Here is a 23,282-nt window from a genome sequence, read left to right as displayed (position 1 = left end):
GATCAGGACCAGGGGGTGAGCAGACAGCGCCCGACGAGTCCTACGCTGGAGTCCAGTCGCCCGCTGAACTCCCTGGACAGTCCCGGCAGCTCCCGGACCCCCCAGAGCAGCCGGGCTGCCGACCACGCCCCGTCCCGGGCCCGGTCAAGGCTCCAGGCACCCACCAGATGGGTGAGCGGGTCGGCGATCTCCAGCAGATCGGGCCCCGGCATCAGATCCTCGCGGATGCGCTCCTCCATCAGGGTGAGGAGGTCGCCGACGCGATCGAACTCGTCCTCCACGTCATCCGGTTCGCACTCAAGCAGTCGGCAGGTGTCGATGACCGCGAGTGCTAGATCGTGCCCGATATGGGCGTTGATACCGGCTAAGGCGAACTGGATCGGGCGTACGCCCGGATGGCCCCGGTACTGGAGCAGCGGGCGCCAGCAGGCAGGCGGCCGGGCGCTCGCTCCCGTCGCGTCCACGGCCTGGAGATAGCGCCGGGCGAAGAGCACATCGAGGGTGATGGCCGTCCGCCGATCGGGGAACCCGCCCGCCGCGATATGCCGCGCGATCTCCTCGGTCACCTGGAGGTAGACGCGGTTGAAGACCGCCACCCCGTCCCGGGCCGGCCACTGTGAGCTCAGCGCTCGCATGCGCTGGACCACCTCTGCCAGGGCGGAGCAGTCCGGGCCCGATGGGGCGGTTTCCTCCCGCGGGTGGCGGGGCGTGACTTCGGTCGCCGCGAACTGTTCCCTCTGCGCCATGGAGGCAGGGTCCCAGCAGTGGGGGCGAGGTTGCGGTTGGCGGCGGGGACTTCCCCACAAAGAGGGATACGGCGCTACGGCTTGCCAGGGCCAGTGGCTGGTGGGGGTCCGTCCGTGGGGGAGCCGGGGTCAGCCGCCGGGTTGGGCGTGGTGGAGTCGTAGGCCGATGTGCCCGAGTCGAGCAAGGGCCTCTGCTGCTTCATATGGGCCGGGGCGAAGGCCCGCAGCACGTGGTAGCCGGTGATGACCACGAGCGTTCCCAGCGCGATCCCACCCAGTTCAAAGGTGTCGCTGATCTTCAGACTGACCCCGCCGACCCCGATGATGATGCCCGCGGCGGCCGGCACCAGATTCAGGGGATTGCTCAGATCGACCTTGGCGTTGATCCAGATCTGTGCGCCGAGCAGTCCGATCATGCCGTAGAGGATCACGGTGATTCCCCCGAGCACTCCACCGGGGATCGCGGCCACCACCGCACCGAACTTGGGGCAGAGGCCGAAGAGCAGGGCGAAGCCGGCCGCCGCCCAGTAGGCCGCGGTGGAGTAGACCCGGGTCGCCGCCATCACCCCGATGTTCTCGGAGTAGGTGGTGTTCGGGGGGCCGCCCACGGCGGTGGAGAGCATGGATGCCGCTCCGTCGGCCGCGATCGCGGTGCCGAGTTTGTCATCGAGCGAGTCGCCGGTCATCTCACCCACGGCTTTGACGTGCCCGGCGTTCTCCGCGATGAGGGCGATCACCACGGGGAGCGCCACCAAGATCGCCGACCACTCGAAGCTGGGGGCGTGGAACGACGGCAGCCCGATCCAGTCGGCGCTGCCCACCCCGGAGAGGTCCAGTCGCCAGTGGTCGACGGCCTCGGCCCCGCCGGCGGGGGAGTGGATCTTACCGAAGACGCGGTCCAGTACCCAGGAGAGCACATAGCCGAAGACCAGGCCGAGGAAGATCGCGATACGGGAGAGGAAGCCGCGGAGGCAGACCACGGCGAGCCCGGTGAACAGCATCACCAGCAGGGCCGTCCACTGGTCCTGTGGCCAGTAGGTGCTGGCGGTCACGGGGGCCAGGTTGAAGCCGATCAGCATCACCACCGCGCCGGTCACGATCGGCGGCATCGCCGCGTGGATGATCCGTGCCCCGAAGCGCTGCACCGCGAGCCCCGCGAGGAAGAGCGCGACACCCACGACGAAGACCGCGCCCGTGACGGTGGCGCTGTCGCCGCCGCCCGCCCGGATGGCGGCGGCGACACCGACGAAGGAGAGCGAGCACCCCAGATAGCTGGGGACGCGACCGCGGGTGGCGAGGAGGAAGATCACCGTCGCCACCCCGGACATCATGATCGCGAGGTTGGGGTCGAGGCCCATCAGAACCGGGGCGACGAAGGACGCGCCGAACATCGCCACCACGTGCTGGGCACCGAGTCCCATCGTGCGGGGCCAGGTGAGCCGTTCCTCGGGGCGTACGACGGCGCCCGGAGCGGGGGTCCGCCCGTCGCCGTGCAGGGTCCAGCGCACGCCGAGATTCACGGTCCGCTCCACTTCCGCAGTCGATGGCGAAGGTCGTTCCAGACCGGCGCACGATCGATGATCGTGAGCAACTGGCGCATGTGTCCGGTGCTCTGGTGACCGGCGCAATCGTAGTAGGACTTTTGGGGCGGAGTCCCCTCCGGTAACTCTGTTATGGATCTCTTCTGGGGCGGCCGCTGATTCGGCGGCGATCGGTCCGACTCATGGATTGAGTTCACACCGTGGAGGCTCGGGCGGGCGACGGATGTCTGAACGCCCCTGGTGGGTCCCCGGTGGCAAGGGCCTGATCACGCGATACGGGGGCATGGCGGACGCGGTGGAGTCGGTCGCGGGTTCCGATGGGCGGTGGGGGAAGGGGCAGCCGCCATCGGGAGTCGGGCCCACGAGCACCGGCTCTCGGCCGCTCCGCCGCCCACCGATCGGCGCGGGTCAGGGGCCGTGCTGTGAGTGCGCCCGCTGGCGAGTGCCCTCCGCGCCCTCGGCTGGAGGGGCCAGTTCTCCGGGCGGGTTCTCCCGAGCCGATTTCAGTACCCCCGCGCCCAGCACCAGCCCCAGCGCGAGCGCCGTCACCAGGGTGAAGGAGAACACCAGGCTGGTCGCGTCGGCCACCGCTCCGATGGCCGAGGGGGCGATCAGTCCCGAGGTGTAGGTGATGGTGGCAACACCCGCGATGGCCTGGCTGGGGTTGGGGCCGCTGCGTCCCGCCGCCGCGAACGCCAGCGGTACGACCACGGCGATGCCGAGTCCGATGAGCCCAAAGCCCACCAGCGCCAGCAGGGGATGTGGGGCCGCGACCACCAGCAGTCCGCCCAGCGTCGCGAACACTCCGCCCCCGCGAACCGTGCGTACCGGTCCGAACCGGTCGACGATCCGATCGCCGGCGAGCCGTGCCACGGCCATCGTCAGGGCGAAGGCCGTGGTGGAGGCCGCGGCGAGCCCCGCCGAAGAGTCGTACTCGTCCCGGAGGTAGACGGCCGACCAGTCAAGGCTCGCCCCCTCGGCGAACACCGCGCAGAACCCGATCAAGCCGTAGACCAGCGCTGATTTCGGCGGTAGGGCAAACCGTGGCGGTGGGTCCTCTTCGGGTGCGCTGTGGATGTCGAGTACGCGTTTGCAGGCGGCCAGTCCGACAGCGGTGAGGAGCAGGGCGGCGATGGTGTGATGGAGTGGTGCGCTGACGTCCAGATGAGCGGCGAGCGTGCCGCCCGCTGAGCCGATCAACGCACCCGTGCTCCACATGCCGTGCAGGCTGGACATGATGGAGCGGCCCCACTTGTTCTCGGTTTCCACCCCGAGCGCGTTCATCGCCACATCGGACATGCCGGCCGCGTTGCCCATCAGGAAGAGCGCTCCGCAGAGGGTCAGCATGTTGGAGGCCAGGGACGGCAGGATCAGTGCCAGTGTCCACAGACTGAGCAGTCCGCTGAGTGCGCTGCGGGCGCCGAAGCGGTGCATGATTCGCCCCGCGAGCGGCATCGTCAGCGACGCACCGAGGGCGGGAAAGGCCAGGGCGAGGCCGAGTTGGCCGGCGCTGATGGCTGTGTGGTCCTGAATCCATGGGATACGTGTAGCAAAGCTGCCGGTCACGGCGCCGTGTGCGCAGAAGACGACGGCGATGGCCAACCGCGCCCGCTTCAGCCGCTGTCGTTCCCGGGCTGCTGCCAAGGTCATGGCGATACCCCTCCCCGTTGGTGGCGTGAAAAGAAACTATCAGGAAGCCTGCCTGTTAAATAGTGGGCTCGTCAATCTGAAAAGATTGGGCCCATGCCCGCATCTCCGAGCACCGCCCGGGCCATCAACGACCGGGTGGCGCTTCAACTGCTCCAGCAAGAAGGCCCGTTGACGGCAGGTCAGCTCAAGACCAGGACCGGGCTCTCCCGCCCCTCCGTCGCCGACCTCGTCGAACGCCTCCAGCGATCGGGGCTGATCCAGATCGTGGGCGAGTCCGGCGCGGAGCGCCGGGGCCCCAATGCCCGCCTCTACGGGATCGTCGCCGACCGCGCCCATCTCGCAGCGCTTGATATCCGAACCCAGAGCGTCTCCCTCATCGTCGCCGATCTCCTGGGCACCACACTCGCTGAGGCATCCATGCCCATCGACGGCGACGTCGGCACCGAGCCCACCGTCGAGCGGGTCGCCGCACTGCTCGAACGCACGGTGCGGGAGGGGGGCGCCCACCGGCTGCACAGCGTCTGCGTGGGAATGCCGGGACTGATCGATCCCAGCACCGGCGAACTGCGCAACACCACGGGGCTGCCTCGCTGGCACCGGCAGTTGGTGGCCGCCCTCCAGGAGCGGCTTCCGGCCCGGATCGTCCTGGAGAACGAGACCAACCTGGCCGGAGTCGCCGAACAGCGCGCCGGCGCCGGGCGTGGGCACGACACCTTTGTCTTCCTCTGGCTCGGCGATGGAGTGGGCGCCGCGCTCTTCCTCGACGGCAGGCTGCGCAGGGGGCTCTCAGGCGGGGCCGGCGAGATCGGCTTTCTGCCCGTGCCCGGTACGGGCGGGCTACCGTCGGCGACGGACTGCGGCGGCGGATTCCACTCCCTGGGCGGCGCCACAGCGGTCTTCGCCCTCGCCGAGGAGCAGGGGATCGATGCCCGCGGCATCCTGGGGATCACGGCGTCCGAGGCCCGGGGCGCGGCCGCCGCCGCCCTGGTCACCGAGGCCATCGCCGCAGGGCGGGACGGGTTCCTCGACGCCCTTGCCCTGCGGCTGGCACTGGCCGCGGCGGCGGTCGTGTCCATCGTGGACCCGGGGCAGCTGGTGCTCGGTGGGGAGATGGGGCTGGCCGGGGGCATGGAACTCGCCCTGCGCGTGGAGTCCCAGCTCGCCGGACTGATCCCGCTACCCACGCAGGTGCGCCCCGGGGAACTCGGTGGGACAGCGGTCCTGCGGGGCGCGCTGCTCACGGCCCGCGATGTGGCTCAGGAGGATCTCTTCGGCCCGGGCGGCTGAGCTCCGCTGCCATGCCTCTTCGGAGCCGATCCAGCCGGACCTGGCCCTGAGCCTCGTACGCCTTCCGGGGCGGCCGGACCCGGGCCCCAGCCCCGTACCCTTCCGAGGCACCGACCGACCGCCATCCGCCGAGGGGGCATGGACACCGCGGACCTGGGGTGTGGCCCACATACGCCAACCAACCAGCCAGCAGGGCGAGGACGAGGCCCGCCGATGACTTACTTCCCCAGGGGCTGGGTGAAACGCAGAAAATTGCCAGCGGGGTCGCGGAACCCGCAGTCGCGGACACCGTAGGGCTGGTCTGTCGGCTCCTGGAGCACCTCGCCGCCCGCGGCGCTGATGCGCTCGAAGGTCGCGTCACAGTCGTCCGTCGCGAAGATCACGCCCCGCAACAGGCCCTTGGCCATCAGTTCCGCCATGGCCTGCTTGTCCGCCGGTGAGGCGTTCGGATCGGCGAGGGGCGGTTCCAGGACGATGTTCACATCGGGCTGCGACGGCGCGCCGACGGTCACCCAGCGCATCCCCTCGAAGCCGACGTCATTGCGTACTTCGAGGCCGAGCACATCGCGGTAGAAGGCAATCGCCTTGTCGTGATCGTCGACGGCGATGAAGCATTGGGAAAGCTTGATATTCATGCCGTTCACGCTACTGGTGAGCCGTGTGCTGCGCTTCTCCGTTTCTGACCGGCTGTTCTGCGTTTCTGACCGGCCGGGTGTGGATCTTGGCGATGCAGGCCGGGATGGCGGCGCCATCCTCATGGCTGCGGGCCCGGTAGGCGCTCGGGGTCTCGCCTACCAACTGGGTGAAGCGCGAACTGAACGACCCCAGCGACATACAGCCGACCGCGAAGCAGACCTCGGTGACCGTCAGGTCCCCGCGACGCAGTAGGGCCTTGGCGCGCTCGATGCGGCGGGTCATCAGATAGCTGTACGGACTCTCGCCGTAGGCGGCGCGGAAGCTCCGGGAGAAATGGCCGGACGACATCAGGGCGTCCCGCGCCAGCGCCGGGACGTCGAGCGGCTCGGCGTAGTCGCGGTCCATCCGGTCGCGGGCTCGCCGCAGCCGGACGAGGTCATCGAGATCCTGCCGTTTCACCGGGTCAGTTTCCCACAGCGTTCCCGCCGCGTCCGATGCCGGCGACGGGACCGTCGGCGGCACCCCGGAACCGGAGCCGACCGAGGACGAGCCAAGACGCACTGCTCGCAGCTTTGAGCGGCGCCCCGGGCAACGACGAACGACCGCGAGGTGCGTATGCGCCGCGATCACGGCCGCAACGCATGGGCACTTTCCCCAGGGGGGAGAGCGCTGCCTGCCCGCCCTCCTCGAACAGGTACCGCTACCAGCCGAGTGGGATGAGTGAGAACAGCGGGTGGGAAGGTCTGACGAGAGACGAGAGCGCATCGGTCAGGTGCCGACGTACTCCGCGAGATGCTCACCGGTGAGGGTGGAGCGGGCGGCGACGAGGTCGGCGGGTGTGCCCTCGAAGACGATCTGACCACCGTCATGACCGGCGCCGGGGCCGAGATCGATGATCCAGTCCGCGTGCGCCATGACCGCCTGGTGGTGTTCGACGACGATGACCGATTTGCCGGAGTCAACAAGCCGGTCGAGCAGACCGAGCAACTGCTCCACATCAGCGAGATGGAGGCCGGTGGTCGGCTCGTCGAGGACGTAGACACCGCCCTTGCCGGCCATATGGGTGGCCAGTTTGAGGCGCTGGCGCTCGCCTCCGGACAGCGTGGTGAGCGGCTGGCCGAGGCTGAGGTAGCCGAGTCCGACGTCGGCGAGTCGGTCGAGAACGCGGTGCGCGGCGGGTGTGTGGGCCTCACCGGCACCGAAGAACTCCTCCGCCTCCGTCACCGACATCGCGAGCACCTCGCTGATGTCGCGGCCACCGAGGTGGTACTCCAGTACCGACGCCTGGAACCGTTTCCCCTCGCACTCCTCGCAGACGGTGGCGACGCCGGCCATCATCGCCAGGTCGGTGTAAATGACGCCGGCGCCGTTGCAGTTGGGGCAGGCACCCTCCGAGTTGGCGCTGAACAACGCCGGCTTCACACCGTTGGCCTTGGCGAATGCCTTGCGGATCGGATCGAGCAGCCCGGTGTAGGTCGCCGGGTTGCTCCGCCTGGAGCCGCGGATCGCGCCCTGGTCGATCGACACCACATCCTCGCCGGCGGGGATGGACCCGTGTACGAGCGAGCTCTTGCCGGAGCCCGCGACACCGGTGACCACGGTGAGCACCCCGAGGGGGACATCGACGTCGACATCGCGCAGGTTGTGCGTGGTCGCACCGCGGATCTCCAGGGCGCCGGTGGGTTTGCGCACCGTCTCCTTGAGGGTGGCCCGGTCATCGAAATGCCGGCCGGTGATGGTGCCGGCCACCCGCAGTCCCTCCACGGTGCCCTCGAAGCAGACGGTGCCGCCCGCCGTACCGGCGCCGGGACCGAGGTCGACGACATGGTCGGCGATGGCGATCGTCTCCGGTTTGTGCTCCACGACGAGCACGGTGTTGCCCTTGTTCCGCAGCCGCAGCAGCAGGTCGTTCATCCGCTGGATGTCATGGGGGTGCAGACCGACGGTGGGTTCGTCGAAGACATAGGTGACATCGGTGAGCGAGGAGCCGAGATGGCGGATCATCTTGACGCGCTGCGCCTCGCCGCCCGACAGGGTGCCCGATGACCGGTCGAGCGAGAGGTAGCCGAGGCCGATCTCCACAAAGGAGTCGAGGGTGTCCTGGAGCGCGGTGAGCAGCGGTGCCACCGGGGGTTCGCGCAGGCCACGGACCCATTCGGCCAGGTCCCTGATCTCCATGGCGCAGGCGTCGGCGATGGACTTCCTCTTGATCTTCGACGATCGGGCGGCCTCGCTGAGTCGGGTTCCTGCGCAGTCGGGGCAGGTGGTGAAGGTGACCGCCCGGTCCACGAACTCCCTGATGTGCGGCTGCATCGCCTCCCGGTCCTTGGAGAGGAACGACTTCTGGATCTTGGGGATCAGCCCCTCATAGGTGAGGTTCACGCCCTCGACCTTCACCTTGATCGGCTCGTGGTGGAGGAAGTCCCGCATCTCCTTCCTGGTGAACTGGGCGATCGGCTTGTTCGGGTCGAGGAAGCCGGACTCGGCATAGGTCCGCACGGTCCACCAGCTGTCCGACTTCCAGCCGGGGATGGTGAACGCGCCCTCGGCGATCGACTTGGAATCGTCGTAGAGCTGGGTGAGGTCGATATCGGAGACCGCGCCCCGGCCCTCGCACCGCGGACACATGCCGCCGGTGCGGTTGAAAGTGGCCTTCACCGTCCTCTTGGCGCCTCGCTCGACGGTGATCGCACCGCTCGCCCGCACCGAGGCGACATTGAAGGCGTAGGCGCTGGGCGAGCCGATGTGCGGCTTACCGAGTCGGCTGAAGAGGATGCGCAGCATCGCGTTGGCGTCGGTGGCGGTGCCGACCGTGGAGCGGGGGTCGGCGCCCATCCGCTGCTGGTCGACGATGATCGCGGTGGTCAGCCCGTCGAGTACATCGACCTCCGGCCGCGCCAGCGTCGGCATGAAGCCCTGTACGAAGCTGCTGTAGGTCTCGTTGATCAGCCGCTGTGACTCGGCGGCGATCGTGTTGAACACCAGCGAGCTCTTGCCCGAGCCGGAGACACCGGTGAAGACGGTCAGCCGGCGCTTCGGGATCTCGATGCTGACGTCCTTGAGGTTGTTCACCCGGGCGCCGTGCACGCGGATCAGGTCGTGGTTGTCGGCGATGTGCGGCGCAGGCGACTGCCGCTCCGTCCTCTTGGCCATGCTGATCGTGTCTCCATCTGTGAGGCGGGGTCACCTGTGCGGTCTCCGTCGGCGTCGCCCAGTTCGATCTAACCAGCTTTGAGTAGTACGTCTGGTTCCCGCGATACGTCTGGTTCGTCGGTCCGGTCGCCGCAACGGTCCGCTGTCTCCGGGAGCCAGGCTAGGGGCCGCTCCGGGACCGTGCTTCTCGATTCCTGACCGGTTCGGCCTGCCGTTCCGGCTCCTACGCCGGCTGTTCCGCGTCGCACGCCCCGCAGGGTGCCTCCGCCCCAGTTGGCCGGCCCCCAGCGTTGCTGTACCGCACACCGACCGCCTGGGCGAACTGCCGCCGAGGGGGCCCGGTCACGCCTGGTCGACCGCGAAGCCGATCTCGGCGCACCCGGTAGGGGCATCGAATACTCGCCAAAGTGGAGATGCTGGGCGTCCGGCTTCGCCAGCTGGCCGATGGGTTCGCCATCGGTAGCCGACACCTCGGTGGTTGAGCCTCCCGGTCCAGGAGGGGTGGTGCGGACGGGGGCTCCGGGTGGTGGCTCCCAGGGGCTTCGCGGTTCCCGCTCATTCCCGGCCGCGCGGGCTGGGGTCACCGTGCTCGACGGCGCCCACCGCGGAAACCGCGCGGTCCGGCCCCGGGGGCGACGGAGTCAACAGCGGGCTGTCGTCCGGTGGCGCGTGGCGTGTTCTCCGCTGTATGGCCGCTCCGAAGCCGCCCTGTGTGTCCGTGCTCCTGCCCCCGTCACCAAGATCGTGCCCGTACCCGTGGTCCGACGGTCGAGGTGGTTTCCCGCGTCCGGGCGAGGGTGGGAGGCCGGAAGTCATGGAAGCCCGACGGCGGCAAGGGCCGGGACTCCGCCGCCGGGCGTCCACACCCCGCGCGCGCGGAGATGCCGCAGACATTAAATGGACTAGACCAGAGGGGTCAATAGGCCGGGGCAAGCTGTGGCAACCCGGGTTAAGCGGAGGATTGGCTACCGCTATCGGGTTGTCAAGAGGTCGCTGTGAGTCACTCCACATTCCCTCACTTGTCTGGCCCATGGGGCCTCATGGCACACTGGCCTTGTATCAGCAGCAAGCGCACTCCGGGGTCGGTGAAATTCCGAACCGGCGGTTATAGTCCGCGACCCGTCCACTGCCAGTGGCCGGTTGACCAGGTGAAATTCCTGGACCGACGGTTAAAGTCCGGATGGGAGGCAGTGCGCGGCGGGTGGCCCATTCCGGTCCGCAGGCCGTCATCAGCTGATCGCCCGCGTGGGCGGTCGGTGTAACTGGCGGTTCGGCGCGGTCCAGAGCCCGGCGTCCCGTTCTCTGTCGTCATCGACAGGCCCCGGAGTCCATGCCCGAAAGGCAGGAGGACCCGGTGGCCACCACGGCCGACATCACCGCCATGCGGCGCGCGATCGCCCTCGCCGCCCGCGGGCTCGGCTCCACCAGCCCCAACCCGGTCGTCGGATGCGTCATCACGGACGCCTCGGGCAGGACCGTTGGCGAAGGCCATCACCAGCGAGCGGGCGGCCCGCACGCCGAGGTCAACGCCCTACGGGCGGCGGCTGGCCGGGCCCGCGGTGCCACCGCGTACGTCACACTCGAACCCTGTAACCACACCGGCCGCACCGGCCCCTGTGCCCAGGCGTTGATCGAGGCCGGCGTCCAGCGCGTTGTCCATGCGGTCAGCGACCCCACCCCACAGGCCACCGGGGGCGCCGACACCCTGCGGGCCGCCGGCGTGCGGGTGGAGCACGGCCTCCTCGGCGCCGAGGCCGAAGCCGGCAACACCGCCTGGCTCACCTCCGTACGCCTCGGCCGCCCGCATGTGAGCTGGAAGTACGCCGCCACCCTCGACGGCCGGATCGCGGCCCTGGACCGCAGCAGCCGCTGGATCACCTCGCCCGAGTCCCGCGCTGATGTCCACCGGCTGCGCGCCGAGTGCGACGCGGTGGTCGTCGGATCAGGTACGGCCCGCGCCGACGACCCCCATCTCGCCGTGCGCGGGATTCCGGGCGCGGTACAGCCGCTGCGCGTCGTCATCGACACCGAAGGCACCGCCGTGCGGCCCGGCGCCCGGGTCCTGGACGATGCGGCCCCCACCCTGATCGCGGTCGCCGACGATGTCCACCCGGTCCTTCCCGAGGCCATCCGGCTCCCGAGGGGCGAACGAGGCGTATCCCTACCGGCGCTCCTGGACGCCCTCCAGCAGCGCGGGGTCCGCTCCGTACTGCTCGAAGGCGGCCCCACCCTGGCCGGAGCCTTCGCCGCGCTCGGCGCGATCGACAAGGTCATCGGCTACCTCGCCCCCGTACTCCTCGGCGCGGGGCCCACGGCCCTCGCCGACGCAGGAATCTCCACGATCGGCGAAGCGTTGCGGCTCGACATGACCGAGACCGTACGCATCGGACCCGATCTCCGGATCACCGCCATCCCCTCGACCGCCCCCAAGGAGCGCTGAAGTGTTCACCGGAATCGTTGAAGAACTGGGTGAGGTCACCGCCGTCGAGAACCTCGGCGACTCCTCCCGCTTCCGACTGCGCGGACCCCTGGTCACCGACGGCGCACGACACGGCGACTCCATCGCCGTCAACGGCGTCTGCCTCACCGTGGTGGAGACACAGGACGGCGAGTTCACCGCCGACGTCATGGCCGAAACCCTCAAACGCTCCAGCCTCGGCGCCCTGACCGAGGGCTCCCGCATCAACCTGGAGCGCCCCATGGCCCTCGGCGGACGCCTCGGCGGGCACATCGTGCAGGGCCATGTCGACGGAGTCGGCACGGTCGTCGAACGCACCCCGTCGGAGCACTGGGAGGTCGTGAAGGTCTCCCTCCCCGCGGGCTTGGCCCGCTATGTCGTGGAGAAGGGCTCCATCACCGTCGACGGTGTCAGCCTCACCGTGGTGGACGCCGGCCCCGACTACTTCACGGTCAGTCTGATTCCGACCACCCTCGCCCTGACCACACTCGGTGTGAAACAGCCCGGTGACCCGGTCAACCTCGAGGTCGACGTCATCGCCAAGTACGTCGAGCGGCTCCTGGGCGCGCACACCGGAGACACGGCCCGATGAACGCACTGTCCTGGTTGAACGCCGAGGCCTTCACCGCCTTCGGACAGACCATCATCTGGTCCGACATGATCGGCAACCTCATGGGTCTTCTCGCTCTCGCCCTCGGCTGGCGGCGCTCGATCTGGACGTGGCCCACCCAACTCCTGTCCGGTGCCATTCTGGTCACCGCCTACGCCTCCGCCCAGCTGGCCGGGGGAGTGGGAAAGCAGTTCCTGGTCATCCTGGTCGCGCTCTGGGGCTGGCAGCAGTGGACCCGGGGTCGACACGGCGCACCGGACGGCTCCATCGCCGTTCGCTTCGCCACCTGGAAGGAGCGCGGCTTCCTCGCCGGGGGCGCCGTCGTCGGGACGCTCGCGGTGGGCGGGCTCTTCACCCTCTACCCCGCACTGTCCTGGAGCCCCTGGGCCGACGCCTACATCTTCGTCGGCACCCTGATCGCGATGATCGCGCAAGCCCGCGGTCTGATCGAGTTCTGGTTCGCCTGGCTGCTTGTCGACCTGGTCGGTGTGCCGCTCGCCTTCAGCAGCGGCCTCGCCTTCTCCGGCCTGGTCTACGTCGTCTACTTCGCGCTGGTCCTGTGGGGGCTGCGCGAGTGGTGGCTGCGCTCTCGTACCCCGGTTCTGGAAGGAGCCCCGGCATGACCTCCCATCCGCTCCCCGTCCCATCTCCCCAACCCACTCCACGAGGGACCCCGCGGGACGCGCCCGAGGTGGCCGATGGTGCCGCCGGTCCGCTGCCGACAACCCCCAGCTGGTACCCCCTCGACGCCGGGGACGACCTCGCCCTCGACTCCGTCGAACAGGCCATCCGCGATATCGCGGCCGGCCGGCCCATCGTCGTCGTCGACGACGAGGACCGGGAGAACGAAGGCGATCTCGTCATCGCCGCGGAGAAGGCCACCCCCGAGATCATCGCCTTTATGATGAGCGAGTGCCGCGGGCTGATCTGCGCACCCATGGAGAGCGACGAACTGGACCGACTCGAACTTCCCCAGATGGTCGAGCGGAACACCGAGTCCCTCCAGACCGCCTTCACCGTCTCCGTCGACGCCGCCCCCACCTATGGCATCAGCACCGGAATCTCCGCCGCCGACCGTGCCACCACCCTCCAACTGCTGGCGAGCGGCACCGCCGAGCCGGATGACTTCGTCCGCCCCGGCCATGTCTTCCCGCTGCGCGCCCGGCCCGGGGGAGTCCTGGTCCGCAACGGCCACACCGAAGCAGCCGTCGATCTCGCCCGGCTCGCCGGACTCCGCCCGGCCGGAGCCATCGTGGAGATCGCCGGCGAGGACGGGGCGATGCTCCGACTGCCCGAACTGGTTCCCTTCGCCCGTAAGCACGGTCTGACGATCATCTCCATCGAGGATCTGATCGCCTACCGCCGCGCCGCCGAACCCGCCGTCAGGCGCGAGGCCGAGGTGGACCTCCCCACCGCCTTCGGCCGGTTCACCGCCTACGGCTATCGCTCCCTCGCCGACGGTGTCGAACACGTCGCCCTCGTCCACGGCGAGGTCGGCGACGGTGAGGACCTGCTGGTGCGGGTCCACTCCGAATGCCTGACCGGCGATGTCTTCCACTCGCTGCGCTGCGACTGCGGCCCCCAGCTCCAGGCATCCATGGAGCACATCACCCGCGCCGGCCGCGGGGTCGTCGTCTATCTCCGTGGCCATGAGGGCCGCGGCATCGGCCTGATGTCCAAGCTCCAGGCGTACGAACTCCAGGAGCGCGGACGCGACACCCTCGACGCCAACCTGGAACTCGGGCTCCCCGCCGACGCCCGCGACTACGCCGCAGGCGCCCAGATCCTGGTCGACCTCGGCGTCCACAGCCTCCGGCTGATGACCAACAACCCCGACAAGATCGCCGCCCTGATCGGGCACGGTCTGATCGTGCACGGCCGGGAAACGATGCCCGTCCACGCGGGCGAGCACAACCTCCGCTACCTGCGGACCAAGCGCGACCGGATGGGGCACGATCTGCCCTGGCTCGAAACCTCCGCCGCGCCCACCTGCGGCAACCAGTAGTCACCCCCAGCAGACCACCCACCCCAGCCAACCCACCCCAGCCAACAACCGAGGAGAAGCGTGAGCGGCCACGGCGCACCCGAACTGTCCGTACGCAACTGTCAGGACCTCCGTGTCGCGGTCATCGCGGCCCAGTGGCACGAAAAGGTCATGGACGGTCTCGTCAACGGCGCGCTCCGCGCCCTCGGCGAGTTGGGCATCGATGAACCCACCCTGCTCAGGGTGCCCGGGAGCTTTGAACTTCCCGTCGTGGCGAAGGTCCTCGCAGGCCGCGGCTATGACGCGATCGTCGCTCTCGGGGTGGTCATCCGCGGCGGCACTCCGCACTTCGAGTATGTGTGCCAGGGCGTCACCCAGGGCCTGACCCAGGTCGCCGTCGACACCGGAGTCCCCATCGGCTTCGGGGTGCTGACCTGTGACACCGAGGAGCAGGCACTGGCCCGGGCGGGCATCGAAGGGTCGTCCGAGGACAAGGGCCATGAGGCGGTGACCGCGGCCGTCGCCACCGCCGCCACATTGCGCACCGTCAGCGAACCCTGGCGCTGAGGAGTCGCTTCGGACCCCGTACCCTGAGACCATCATGGCGAACAAAACCTTCGAAGAACTCTTCGCGGAGCTCCAGCTCAAGGCGGAGAACGGCGACCCTGCCACCTCCCGTACCGCCGAGCTCCTGGACAAGGGCGTCCATGCCATCGGCAAGAAGGTCGTCGAGGAGGCCGCCGAAGTCTGGATGGCCGCCGAGTACGAGGGCAAGGAAGCCGCCGCCGAGGAGATCTCCCAGCTGCTGTACCACGTCCAGGTGATGATGGTCGCGCGCGGGATCTCCCTCGACGATGTCTACGCCCACCTCTGAGCACACAGCTCCGCCCGTTCTTTACTCGTACCGCCCTTTCACCCGCACATCACGTTAGGAAGCCGACCTCATGCTGCGCATCGCCGTCCCCAACAAGGGTTCACTGTCCGGACCTGCGTCGGCGATGCTCCATGAGGCCGGCTACCAGCAGCGCAAGGAGTCCAAAGAGCTCGTACTCGTCGATCCCGAGAACGACGTCGAGTTCTTCTATCTGCGCCCGCGGGACATCGCGATCTACGTCAGCTCAGGCCGACTCGACATCGGCATCACCGGCCGCGACCTACTCCTTGACTCCGGTGCCAACGCCGAGGAGATCCTCCAGCTCGGCTTCGCCCGCTCCACCTTCCGCTACGCCACCAAGCCGGGCACGGCCGACGGCGTCGCCGACTTCGGCGGGATGACCGTCGCCACCTCCTACGAGGGGATCGTCGCCAAGCACCTCGCCGACAGCGGTGTCGACGCCTCCGTCGTCCACCTCGACGGGGCCGTCGAGACCGCGATCGAACTGGGCGTCGCCCAGATCATCGCCGATGTGGTCGAGACCGGGACATCGCTTCGCAACGCCGGCCTGGAGGTGATCGGGGAGCCGATCATGACCTCCGAGGCCGTGGTCATCCGACGTGTCGGGGCCGACGCGACGGACCCGAAGGTCCAGCAGTTCCTCCGCCGCCTCCAGGGCGTCCTGGTGGCCCGGAGCTACGTGATGATGGACTACGACTGCCGGGTCGAGCACCTGGAGCAGGCCGTCGCCCTCACCCCCGGCCTGGAGTCCCCGACCATCTCCCCGCTGCACCACGAGGGCTGGGTCGCCGTGCGCTCCATGGTCGCCGCCAAGGAAGCCCAGCGCACCATGGACGATCTCTACGACCTCGGCGCCCGGGCCATCCTCACCACCGCCATCCACGCCTGCCGGCTCTGAGGGACCACCGACACCATGCCCACCCCCACATCGCCCTCCCCCGCGCTCCCGGTCACCTTCCGGCCGACGCAGACCCGTATCGTCCTGCTGACCATCGGCGCGGTGATGTTCATCGTGATCACCGCCATCGCCGTGACCCTGGAACGCCTGAGCCCGGGGGAGCGCATCAGCTTCGTCTTCACCGCGCTGCTCTTCCTCGGCGGGCTCTGGCTGCTCAGCCGCCCGAAGGTCGTCGCCGACGAGAACGGCGTCACCGTCGTCAACATCACCCGCGTCCGTCGACTGGAGTGGGCGGAGATCCTTCGGGTCAACCTCCGCCCGGGCGACCCCTGGGTCTTCCTCGACCTCAGCGACGGCAGCAGCCTCCCGGTCCTCGGCATCCAGCCGGGCATCGCCAGGGAACGGGCCATCACCGACGCCCGCGCCCTGCGCGCGCTCGCCGATGCTCGCGGAGGCAGCGCCGAACAGCGCTGACCGTTCGGGTGGCCGGGCCGATGCTCGGCCACCCCTCCCGGTTTCCTCGCACCGTGGAACCGCGCTGAGAGCAGGGGTGCGTGCCGAGTGCCACAGCCCGCCGCGCCCGACGCCGTACGCACCCCCGGAGACGTGCTAGCCCAGCGGGGGTTCCTGGGGACGCCGCAGCGGACCGCGCCCGGAGAGGACCTCCCCGTACGCCTGCATCAGATCGGGCAGCCGCAGAGTGGCCAGATCATCGCGGGTCGGGGTGCCCGGGTAGCCGGACAGACGCAGATCGCGGTAGGCACAGCTCTTCTCGTACAGCGTGCGCAGAAAACGGCCATTGCCCAACTCGTCGATCCAGCTCTGATCCACGACATGGCCGCTGATCGAGCGCAGTTCGTCCACCGACTCCTCGTCCCACATATCGCCGTTCTCCGCGGCCAGCACCTCACCGATCGCCGTCAACTCCAGCGGACGGTAGGAAGGGAAGTCGACCCGCGTGGTGAAGCGCGATGTCAGCCCGGGGTTGGTGGCCAACAGCCGATCCATGCCCTCGGGATAGCCGGCGAGGATCACCACCAGATGATCGCGATTGTCCTCGGCGCGTTTGAGCAGCACCTGGAGTGCCTCATCGCCGTAGGCGTCGCCCTTGGAGTAGCCCGTGTTGGAGAGGCTGTACGCCTCATCGACGAAGAGCACACCGCCGAGCGCGGAGTCGATCAGCTCATTGGCCTTGACCGCGGTCTGCCCCAGGAACTCGCCCACGAGGTCCGAGCGCTGCGCCTCGACCAGATGGTCACCGCCCAACAGCCCGAGGGCGTAGAACACCCGCCCCAGAATGCGGGCGACCGTGGTCTTGCCCGTACCGGAGGGACCGGAGAAAATGAAGTGGCGTTTCGGCGGCTGGACCGGGAGCCCCTGACCAGCCCTGAGCCGGGCCATCTCCAACTGCGCGGACAACGCCTTGACCTGCCGTTTCACCGGTTCCATGCCCACCATCCGCTCCAGCTCGGAGAGCGCCTCGGCCAAGAGGCCGGGATCGGTGGGGCCCGCGGGAAAGAGCGGCGGCGCCGGCTGTCGGGGTACCACCGCGCGCTGACGGATCGCGTCGGACACGGGCGCGGAAGGCACCGAACCGGGCAGCTGGGTTCCCGGCTCGGCGCCCACGACGGTCTCCGCCGCGGTGGGGTCGCCTTCCGACGCCTCAGCGGTCTCCTGGCCGAACCCGGCGAAGGACACGGCCAGCCCGCCCGGCGGGTCGGGGTCGTCAACCCCGTCAAAGCCGTCGAGGCTGCCGAGACCGTCGAGTTCGGAGATGGCCGCGAGCCGGGCGGAGGTGTCCATGAAAGCCGGGTCGATCCGGTGCACCGCTCGATACAGCGGTAGCGCGGCGGCACTGCGCCCCGATCCCTCACGGGCCCTCGCCAGCCAGTAGCGCAACTCCTTGCGCTGGGGCTGCTCACTGCGGCAGCGCATCAAGGCGGTGGCGAGCAACGGTTCGGCCTGCCGGTACATCTCCAGCCGCACCCTGGCCATGCCGCCGAAGAGCCCGGCCTCGATCCCCAGCAGCGGATCGCTGACCAGGGGTTCGGTATGTCGTACGAGCTGTTCCCAGTCCTTGACCAGATAGGAGCGGCAGGCGTGCAGAAACCGGACCTGAGCGTCGGCGTCGATCGGGGGCAGCCCGGCGAGTGCCCGATCCAGCTCCGGCACATGGCGGCCGTCGAGCCAGTGGGAGGCATGGGCGAGCAGGAGATCGCGAGGGCTCTCCAGGACCGGCTGCACCCACCAGCCCAGCCAGTACCAGGAGTTAAGGGTGCGATGGTGTCGGGAGCGCTGTTCGCCGAAACGGTCGCGGGCCCGGTACATCCGCAGCAGCGCGGTGGTGGTGTCCACCCGGAGCGCGTGCAACCCCAGCCAGCCGTCGGCCATCTGCGGATCGAGTCGCACGGCGGTGCGAAACTCCTCCTCGGCTTGGGGGTAGGCCCCCATGGTGTACGCGTCCACGCCGCGCAACCAGGCCCGCTCGGCTGGGACCGGTGCGCCCTGTGTGCCGATGTCCATCAGTCCCCCACAAAGAGCACCTGCGATGCCGGTGGTCCCCCGCCGGGTGGGCGGCGCGGGAAACGCATTGAACCGCCTTGCCGCGGACGGGAATTGACCACCACCGCAGAGCATCGTACCTGCGCAAGGTCGCCCAGCTTAAGGCTGCCGTGAAGTGATCCGGATCGCGGTAACCGAGGGTGAAAAAGGCCGGTAGACGCGATGTGGGGAAAGGGCAGAACGAAGCCCCCGGTCACGGGGGAACAACCGGGGGCTTCGCGTCCTTGGGCGACTGAAAAGCCGCACATTGAGAACGTAAGACCTCTACGCCTGGTCGGTCAAGCAGAGTTCAGACAGTCTTCCGGCAGATTTCCGGCTGGTCGATAGGGGATTAATTCCGATTACAGAGTGTGAAGATACGTTTCAATTCTGAGGTGATAGCGGGTCCTGGAAGTACCTCATATCCCTCAGGTCGCTCCCGCACCAGCGCTTGGGCGAAAGGGCGCGAAGGGTCGGCCGAGAAGTGCCGTGTCTCCGCCGCCGTCCAGCCGTCCCAGAAGCCGCTGAGCGCGTCTCCGTCCCGCTCGCGGCCCCGTCGCCATGAGTCCGCCGCGTCCCGCTCCATCCAGAGCAGTCCCGCCAACCAGGGCCGCAGCGCGAGCCGACCGGCCCCCACCCCTTCGATCAGGATGACGGGGGCGGTAGCCAGCCGGCGGGGTCGGCCGAAATGGCGCGCGTCCCAGTCGTAGGGGCGGTAGTGCGCCGGGCGCCCCTCGGACAGCGGTCGAATCACCTGCGTGATCATCCGGTCCGTCCAGCCGAAGAGCTCCCGATGGCTGGCGAGGTCATCCAGATGAAGCACCGGTACCGGCTCGGAGTCCGTCCCGAGTGCCGCTGCCAGTCGGGCGGCGAAGGTGCTCTTGCCCGACCCGGCGTGCCCGTCGACGCCGATCAGCCGCATCGGCCCGCAGGAGGGCGGCAGGGCGCGCAGTCCTGTGCCCAGTCGGTCGAGATCTTCCACCCGACCACCCTACGGCCTGCCCTCGCAGGTCATACCGGTCGACCAGACCGGTACTGGTGCCGGGGCGCGGGGTTCGGATGCTGGAAATCCTCGGTCGCGACCGGCGATAGTGGGCCTCGGTACAGCCCATGCGCAAGCCACGTAGTCGACCTGGGGGACCCATGGCCACAGGCACCTCGCGCCGAACCGTCCTGAGCGCCGCGGTAGCGGTGGCAGCGGGCGCCGGCACGCTGTCCGCCTCGTCCGCCCTGGCCCGACCGATGCTGTCGACCCCTGAGGGGGAGGGTGTGGAGCGCCGTGGGAAGCCTCGTGATGTGGACAACCGATTCTGGGCCTCCGCCACCGACTGGCGCGGTGGTTCGGCGGCTGGCATCCGGACCGTGGCCGGTCCCCGACCCGGGGTGGGCATCGCCCGCCCCCGTGGAAGCGTGGACCACACCGACCCCCACACGGGTCGGACCGCCACGTGGGAGTACGCCACCTGGACCTCACCCCCGCACCGCCCCCGGGTGCCCGCGACCGAGGTGATCGCCTCCTGGAACGCGGACACCCCCGCGGGTACCTGGCTCCAGATCGAGCTGCGTGGCGGCTACTCGGACTCCACCAGCACGCCCTGGCTGGTGATGGGCCGCTGGGCGGCCGGCGACGATGACATCAAGAGGGCGTCCGTGGACGGCCAGAGCGATGGCAGGTCCTCGGTCTGGACCGACACCTTGGCCATCGACGACACGGCGAGCGGGCCACGTATTGACGCCTATCAGCTCAGGCTCACTCTCTACCGTCGCCCCGGCACCCGGCTCACCCCCACGGTCTGGCGGCTCGGCGCGATGGCCTCTGCCCTGCCCGATCGCTTCACCGTGCCCGCCGCGGAGCCCAGGTACGCCCGGGAGCTGGATGTGCCGCGCTACTCGCAGAACACCCATATCGGTCGGTACCCCGAATACGACAACGGCGGCGAGGCCTGGTGCAGCCCCACGTCATCGCAGATGATCATCGAGTACTGGGGGCGTCGAGCCTCCCCGCAGCAGCTGGACTGGGTCGATCCCGACTTCTCCGATCCCCAGGTCGCCCATGCGGCCCGCTTCAGCTTCGACCACCAGTACGACGGCTGCGGGAACTGGCCCTTCAACGCCGCCTACGCGGCGACCTACCGCGATATGAACGCCGTGGTCACCCGGCTCTCCTCGCTGGCGGACGCGGAGCGGCTCGTTCGCGTCGGAATCCCCGTCATCACCTCCCAGTCCTTCGTCCAGGAGGAGCTCACGGGAGCGGGCTACGGCACCGCCGGTCATCTGATGACCGTCGTCGGGTTCACCACCGACGGTGATGTGATCGCCAACGATCCGGCGGCACCGACCAACGAGGCCGTACGCAGGGTCTACCGCCGCCGGGAGTTCGAGAACATCTGGCTTCGGACAAAGCGGTACAACGCCAGTGGAAAAGTGTCTTCCGGCACAGGAGGCGTCTGCTACCTGTACTGGCCGGAGCGCTCCACGCCCTTGCAGCGCAAGGTACTGGCGTCCCTCGGCATCCGTTGAGCGCGTTCGCGGCCGCTGGGGGAGTGATCTGCGTCTCTACCCGGAATGCCGTAGCGCTGGCACTGTGGTCGCGTCACCAGTGCTCGTCCGCCCGTCTTCTGATTCGACGGCGACGGCACCTGTCGTCGACCGAGCGAGACGCCCATGAACACATACGTCAGTGAAACCCGCGCCCAGACCCGTACCGGTGGCCCTGATGATGGCTCCCGGGTGCTGGAACACGTCCTCGGCTGGACCCTGGTGGTCGTGCTGGCGATGCTGGTCACCCAGCTCGGTCTGCTCTAGCCTCCCCGCTGGCCCCGGGCCCCGCCCTGGTCCGAGGCCTGGCGCTCAGAGATCCAGCTGGTACTCGAACGCCCGGTGGGTGGGTGCGTAGCCCAACGCGTCGTTGATCCGCAGCATGGGCGCATTGGACTCGGCGGTGTCGGTGAGCAGCCCGCCGAGGCCAGGGTGGGCCTGCTGTGCCTGGCGGATCGACTCCGCCTTCATCCACCGGCCGAGGCCGTTCCCGCGATGCCGTGGCAGAACCCCGGTTCCGTAGTGCTGGGCATCACCGTGCCCATCCCCCGGAACCACCAGCTCGGTGAATCCCGCGATGGTGCCGTCCGACTCGTCCACGGCGACGACGGTACGGAGTAGATCGCCTCGTTCCTCGATCACCTTGGCCGCGGATCGCACCCGGTCCGTGTCCCAGACCACCGTGCCGTAGTCGGTCCCGTCCATCGGCATGTCGTCCATGGCGCTGCGCGAGGCGGCGAAGCTCTCGGCCAGCTCATCGGGGACACTCCCCAGCCATGACAGCAGCCGGTAGCCGGGGCGTGGGGTCTCCGCCAAGGCATGGGCATCGGCATCGGGCAGCGGCAACCGGGCGAAGGTCAGCGACAGTACCCGTCGAAAACCCCGTGCGGAGAGGAAGGCATCGCCGGGCGAGCCGGCGTCGGCCTGGACGATCACACTCCGTCTGTGTTCCTCCTTGGCTCGTTGAACTGCGGCCTTGAGCAGCCGGGTGCCGATGCCGAGGCGTCGGTCGGCCGGGTGGACATGGAGATCCAGCTCGACCAGATGCCGCTGGCCGGCCGCGGTGAACAGCCGCAGACACGCCGATCCGACCGGATGCCCCGAGGTGTCGGTGGCCAGCAGGACCAGCCGACGGCTGGACGCGGACGGGCTCGGGTCGGTGAGCGGGGTTATGTGTACCGGCAAGGTCTCTCCAGGTTCGGTAGGGCTGCGGATGGGGCTCCGAGTGCGTATGACGCGAGGGGAGGCGCACGGGATGCCGTCGTGAGACGGTCTGCGATACTGCGGAAATCCTGAGTCAGGTCGGGGCGAGGACCAAAATGATTAACGGTGAACGGCGTGGCACCAGCGGAAGATCGCAGGCCCGCCGCGCTGAACTCATAGCGACCGGGCGGAAGTTGTTCGCCCATACGTCCTATGACGCACTGTCGATGGATGACATCGCCCGGAGTGCGGGGGTCGCCAAGGGGCTTATCTACTACTACTTCAGCAGCAAGCGCGGGTACTACCTCGCGATCATCGAGGACTCGGTGGCCGATCTGGTGACGCGCGCCGCGGGGCACACCGAACTGCCGAGGGCCCAGCGGGTTCGCCGCACGGTGGATGGATATCTGCGGTATGCCCAGCACAACGAGGCTGCCTTTCGGACCATCGTCACGGGTGGCGTGGGGTTCGACACGGATGTGCAGTCGATACGCGAGGTGGTGCGCGCCGAGTTGGTTGCCACCATCGCCGAAGGCGCGTACGGCAGGCGCGAGATACCGCCGCTGGCCCGGCTCGCGCTGCTCGGCTGGCTCAGTGCCGTGGAGTTGATCGCCCTGGAGTGGATTGGCGACCAGGTGCCGGACCGGGAGGCGGTCGGCGCGTTGCTGACCCGGCTGCTGCGGGCCACTCTCGCCACCATCGAGGAGTTCGAGCCGAGTTGCCCCCAGCCGCCGGCTGAGGAACCGTCCGCCGGTGGTCCGGTGCTCCAGGGCTTCTCCGCTGAGGTGTAGCCGGGAGCCGGGCGGGCTGGTGGGCCGGTGCAGTGGCGATCTCGGGTGCGGCGAGCGGGTAGGCCGACGTCCGGTTGACGGCGGGCGGAGGGTCGGACCCTGCCGTGCGTCGGCCAGTCGGGGAGCATCAGCCATCGGATCGCTTCCCGCCTGCCCCCGCTCAGTAAATCGCTCGGATCGGCGCGCTGATCGGGATATCGTCGCTCGGCGTGCTCGGGCGGGCGCCGCCCGGCCTCCGGCGATGGCGGGCCGTTCCTCGCGAGCGGGGGGCGGGAACGGCGGCACTCCACCCGGGCGTGGAGTGGCATCGGTGGTGCATGGCGCTCCCCGCGTCGATGGGAGGCGAGGCAT

At 69.1% G+C, this 23,282-nt stretch carries 21 protein-coding genes and 1 riboswitch; of the genes, 12 read left to right on the top strand and 9 right to left on the bottom strand.

The annotated features are described in order from the left end of the window. Positions 1–2 precede the first annotated feature (2 nt). From NBG84_RS35275 to NBG84_RS35265, 3 genes are all read right to left on the bottom strand, one after another. The gene (locus NBG84_RS35275; protein ID WP_285368631.1) at positions 3–746 is read right to left on the bottom strand and encodes a DUF5995 family protein; all 744 of its coding nucleotides are present in this window, start codon (positions 744–746) and stop codon (positions 3–5) included. Between the two features lie 74 nt (positions 747–820). Then, a complete protein-coding gene (locus NBG84_RS35270) occupies positions 821–2,266 on the bottom strand; it encodes a uracil-xanthine permease family protein (protein ID WP_250923776.1) in 1,446 nt (481 codons plus the stop codon). Between the two features lie 429 nt (positions 2,267–2,695). After that, positions 2,696–3,937: an MFS transporter gene (locus NBG84_RS35265; protein WP_250923775.1), complete on the bottom strand. Its 1,242-nt coding sequence runs from the start codon at positions 3,935–3,937 to the stop codon at positions 2,696–2,698. Between the two features lie 93 nt (positions 3,938–4,030). Here NBG84_RS35265 and NBG84_RS35260 point away from each other — a divergent pair, with 93 nt between their 5' ends. Beyond that, entirely contained in the window at positions 4,031–5,224 is a 1,194-nt protein-coding gene (locus tag NBG84_RS35260; protein ID WP_250923774.1) for an ROK family transcriptional regulator, read from the top strand. 218 nt (positions 5,225–5,442) lie between these two features. Here the strand turns inward: NBG84_RS35260 and NBG84_RS35255 are convergent, their stop codons facing one another. The 3 genes from NBG84_RS35255 to NBG84_RS35245 all read right to left on the bottom strand — a co-directional run bounded on the left by NBG84_RS35255 (position 5,443) and on the right by NBG84_RS35245 (position 9,013). Next, positions 5,443–5,859: a VOC family protein gene (locus NBG84_RS35255; RefSeq protein WP_250923773.1), complete on the bottom strand. Its 417-nt coding sequence runs from the start codon at positions 5,857–5,859 to the stop codon at positions 5,443–5,445. A gap of 10 nt (positions 5,860–5,869) precedes the next feature. Continuing rightward, complete coding sequence (locus NBG84_RS35250) at positions 5,870–6,319, bottom strand: helix-turn-helix transcriptional regulator (protein ID WP_250923772.1); 450 nt, start codon at positions 6,317–6,319, stop codon at positions 5,870–5,872. A gap of 309 nt (positions 6,320–6,628) precedes the next feature. Beyond that, positions 6,629–9,013: an ATP-binding cassette domain-containing protein gene (locus NBG84_RS35245; RefSeq protein ID WP_250923771.1), complete on the bottom strand. Its 2,385-nt coding sequence runs from the start codon at positions 9,011–9,013 to the stop codon at positions 6,629–6,631. 1,067 nt (positions 9,014–10,080) lie between these two features. Further along, positions 10,081–10,211: riboswitch (FMN riboswitch) on the top strand. A gap of 156 nt (positions 10,212–10,367) precedes the next feature. Between NBG84_RS35245 and ribD the strand changes: the two genes are divergently transcribed. The 8 genes from ribD to NBG84_RS35205 all read left to right on the top strand — a co-directional run bounded on the left by ribD (position 10,368) and on the right by NBG84_RS35205 (position 16,332). Continuing rightward, positions 10,368–11,453, top strand: coding sequence for a bifunctional diaminohydroxyphosphoribosylaminopyrimidine deaminase/5-amino-6-(5-phosphoribosylamino)uracil reductase RibD (gene ribD, locus NBG84_RS35240; protein ID WP_250923801.1), 1,086 nt, complete (start codon positions 10,368–10,370; stop codon positions 11,451–11,453). Between the two features lies 1 nt (position 11,454). Then, positions 11,455–12,063: a riboflavin synthase gene (locus NBG84_RS35235; protein ID WP_250923770.1), complete on the top strand. Its 609-nt coding sequence runs from the start codon at positions 11,455–11,457 to the stop codon at positions 12,061–12,063. Beyond that, positions 12,060–12,704: a nicotinamide mononucleotide transporter family protein gene (locus NBG84_RS35230; RefSeq protein ID WP_250923769.1), complete on the top strand. Its 645-nt coding sequence runs from the start codon at positions 12,060–12,062 to the stop codon at positions 12,702–12,704. The genes NBG84_RS35235 and NBG84_RS35230 overlap by 4 nt, the downstream gene beginning before the upstream one ends. After that, the gene (locus tag NBG84_RS35225; RefSeq protein WP_250923768.1) at positions 12,701–14,086 is read left to right on the top strand and encodes a bifunctional 3,4-dihydroxy-2-butanone-4-phosphate synthase/GTP cyclohydrolase II; all 1,386 of its coding nucleotides are present in this window, start codon (positions 12,701–12,703) and stop codon (positions 14,084–14,086) included. Before NBG84_RS35230 ends, NBG84_RS35225 begins: the two co-directional genes overlap by 4 nt. 60 nt (positions 14,087–14,146) lie before the next feature. Next, a complete protein-coding gene (ribH, locus tag NBG84_RS35220; RefSeq protein WP_250923767.1) occupies positions 14,147–14,632 on the top strand; it encodes a 6,7-dimethyl-8-ribityllumazine synthase in 486 nt (161 codons plus the stop codon). A gap of 34 nt (positions 14,633–14,666) precedes the next feature. Beyond that, complete coding sequence (locus tag NBG84_RS35215) at positions 14,667–14,939, top strand: phosphoribosyl-ATP diphosphatase (RefSeq protein ID WP_250923766.1); 273 nt, start codon at positions 14,667–14,669, stop codon at positions 14,937–14,939. A 70-nt stretch (positions 14,940–15,009) separates the two neighbouring features. Continuing rightward, positions 15,010–15,858 carry an ATP phosphoribosyltransferase gene (gene hisG, locus NBG84_RS35210; protein WP_250923765.1) on the top strand — a complete coding sequence of 283 codons (849 nt, stop codon included), beginning with the start codon at positions 15,010–15,012 and terminating at the stop codon, positions 15,856–15,858. Between the two features lie 15 nt (positions 15,859–15,873). Next, complete coding sequence (locus NBG84_RS35205) at positions 15,874–16,332, top strand: PH domain-containing protein (protein WP_250923764.1); 459 nt, start codon at positions 15,874–15,876, stop codon at positions 16,330–16,332. A 135-nt stretch (positions 16,333–16,467) separates the two neighbouring features. Here the strand turns inward: NBG84_RS35205 and NBG84_RS35200 are convergent, their stop codons facing one another. Both NBG84_RS35200 and NBG84_RS35195 read right to left on the bottom strand, forming a co-directional pair. Then, entirely contained in the window at positions 16,468–18,381 is a 1,914-nt protein-coding gene (locus NBG84_RS35200; RefSeq protein WP_250923763.1) for an AAA family ATPase, read from the bottom strand. Positions 18,382–18,751: 370 nt separating this feature from the next. After that, complete coding sequence (locus NBG84_RS35195) at positions 18,752–19,381, bottom strand: uridine kinase family protein (protein ID WP_250923762.1); 630 nt, start codon at positions 19,379–19,381, stop codon at positions 18,752–18,754. 161 nt (positions 19,382–19,542) lie between these two features. Between NBG84_RS35195 and NBG84_RS35190 the strand changes: the two genes are divergently transcribed. Both NBG84_RS35190 and NBG84_RS35185 read left to right on the top strand, forming a co-directional pair. Continuing rightward, on the top strand, positions 19,543–20,919 hold the full coding sequence (locus NBG84_RS35190; protein WP_250923761.1) for a peptidase C39 family protein: 1,377 nt from the start codon (positions 19,543–19,545) through the stop codon (positions 20,917–20,919). A 144-nt stretch (positions 20,920–21,063) separates the two neighbouring features. Further along, a complete protein-coding gene (locus NBG84_RS35185) occupies positions 21,064–21,204 on the top strand; it encodes an SCO1431 family membrane protein (RefSeq protein WP_250923760.1) in 141 nt (46 codons plus the stop codon). 45 nt (positions 21,205–21,249) lie between these two features. Here NBG84_RS35185 and NBG84_RS35180 read toward each other — a convergent pair whose 3' ends face one another. Then, entirely contained in the window at positions 21,250–22,122 is an 873-nt protein-coding gene (locus NBG84_RS35180) for a GNAT family N-acetyltransferase (RefSeq protein WP_250923759.1), read from the bottom strand. A gap of 134 nt (positions 22,123–22,256) precedes the next feature. Here NBG84_RS35180 and NBG84_RS35175 point away from each other — a divergent pair, with 134 nt between their 5' ends. Beyond that, complete coding sequence (locus tag NBG84_RS35175; RefSeq protein ID WP_250923758.1) at positions 22,257–22,931, top strand: TetR/AcrR family transcriptional regulator; 675 nt, start codon at positions 22,257–22,259, stop codon at positions 22,929–22,931. The last annotated feature ends 351 nt before the right edge of the window (positions 22,932–23,282 follow it).

Source organism: Streptomyces albipurpureus (assembly GCF_023701525.1).
In the GTDB taxonomy this organism is placed as follows: Bacteria; Actinomycetota; Actinomycetes; order Streptomycetales; family Streptomycetaceae; genus Streptomyces; species Streptomyces albipurpureus.
The sequence above is the reverse complement of the archived record's forward strand: the minus strand, read 5'-3'. Positions and strand labels throughout refer to the sequence as shown.

Bases quoted from the DNA above. Each gene is read 5' to 3' on its own strand.
- NBG84_RS35245 (WP_250923771.1), bottom strand. From the start codon at position 9,013: ATGGCCAAGAGGACGGAGCGGCAGTCGCCTGCGCCGCACATCGCCGAC.
- NBG84_RS35175 (WP_250923758.1), top strand. From the start codon at position 22,257: ATGATTAACGGTGAACGGCGTGGCACCAGCGGAAGATCGCAGGCCCGC.
- NBG84_RS35185 (WP_250923760.1), top strand. From the start codon at position 21,064: ATGAACACATACGTCAGTGAAACCCGCGCCCAGACCCGTACCGGTGGC.
- NBG84_RS35215 (WP_250923766.1), top strand. From the start codon at position 14,667: ATGGCGAACAAAACCTTCGAAGAACTCTTCGCGGAGCTCCAGCTCAAG.
- NBG84_RS35260 (WP_250923774.1), top strand. From the start codon at position 4,031: ATGCCCGCATCTCCGAGCACCGCCCGGGCCATCAACGACCGGGTGGCG.
- NBG84_RS35265 (WP_250923775.1), bottom strand. From the start codon at position 3,937: ATGACCTTGGCAGCAGCCCGGGAACGACAGCGGCTGAAGCGGGCGCGG.
- NBG84_RS35225 (WP_250923768.1), top strand. From the start codon at position 12,701: ATGACCTCCCATCCGCTCCCCGTCCCATCTCCCCAACCCACTCCACGA.
- NBG84_RS35205 (WP_250923764.1), top strand. From the start codon at position 15,874: ATGCCCACCCCCACATCGCCCTCCCCCGCGCTCCCGGTCACCTTCCGG.
- NBG84_RS35275 (WP_285368631.1), bottom strand. From the start codon at position 746: ATGGCGCAGAGGGAACAGTTCGCGGCGACCGAAGTCACGCCCCGCCAC.
- NBG84_RS35230 (WP_250923769.1), top strand. From the start codon at position 12,060: ATGAACGCACTGTCCTGGTTGAACGCCGAGGCCTTCACCGCCTTCGGA.
- NBG84_RS35200 (WP_250923763.1), bottom strand. From the start codon at position 18,381: ATGGACATCGGCACACAGGGCGCACCGGTCCCAGCCGAGCGGGCCTGG.
- NBG84_RS35255 (WP_250923773.1), bottom strand. From the start codon at position 5,859: ATGAATATCAAGCTTTCCCAATGCTTCATCGCCGTCGACGATCACGAC.
- hisG (WP_250923765.1), top strand. From the start codon at position 15,010: ATGCTGCGCATCGCCGTCCCCAACAAGGGTTCACTGTCCGGACCTGCG.
- NBG84_RS35190 (WP_250923761.1), top strand. From the start codon at position 19,543: ATGGCCACAGGCACCTCGCGCCGAACCGTCCTGAGCGCCGCGGTAGCG.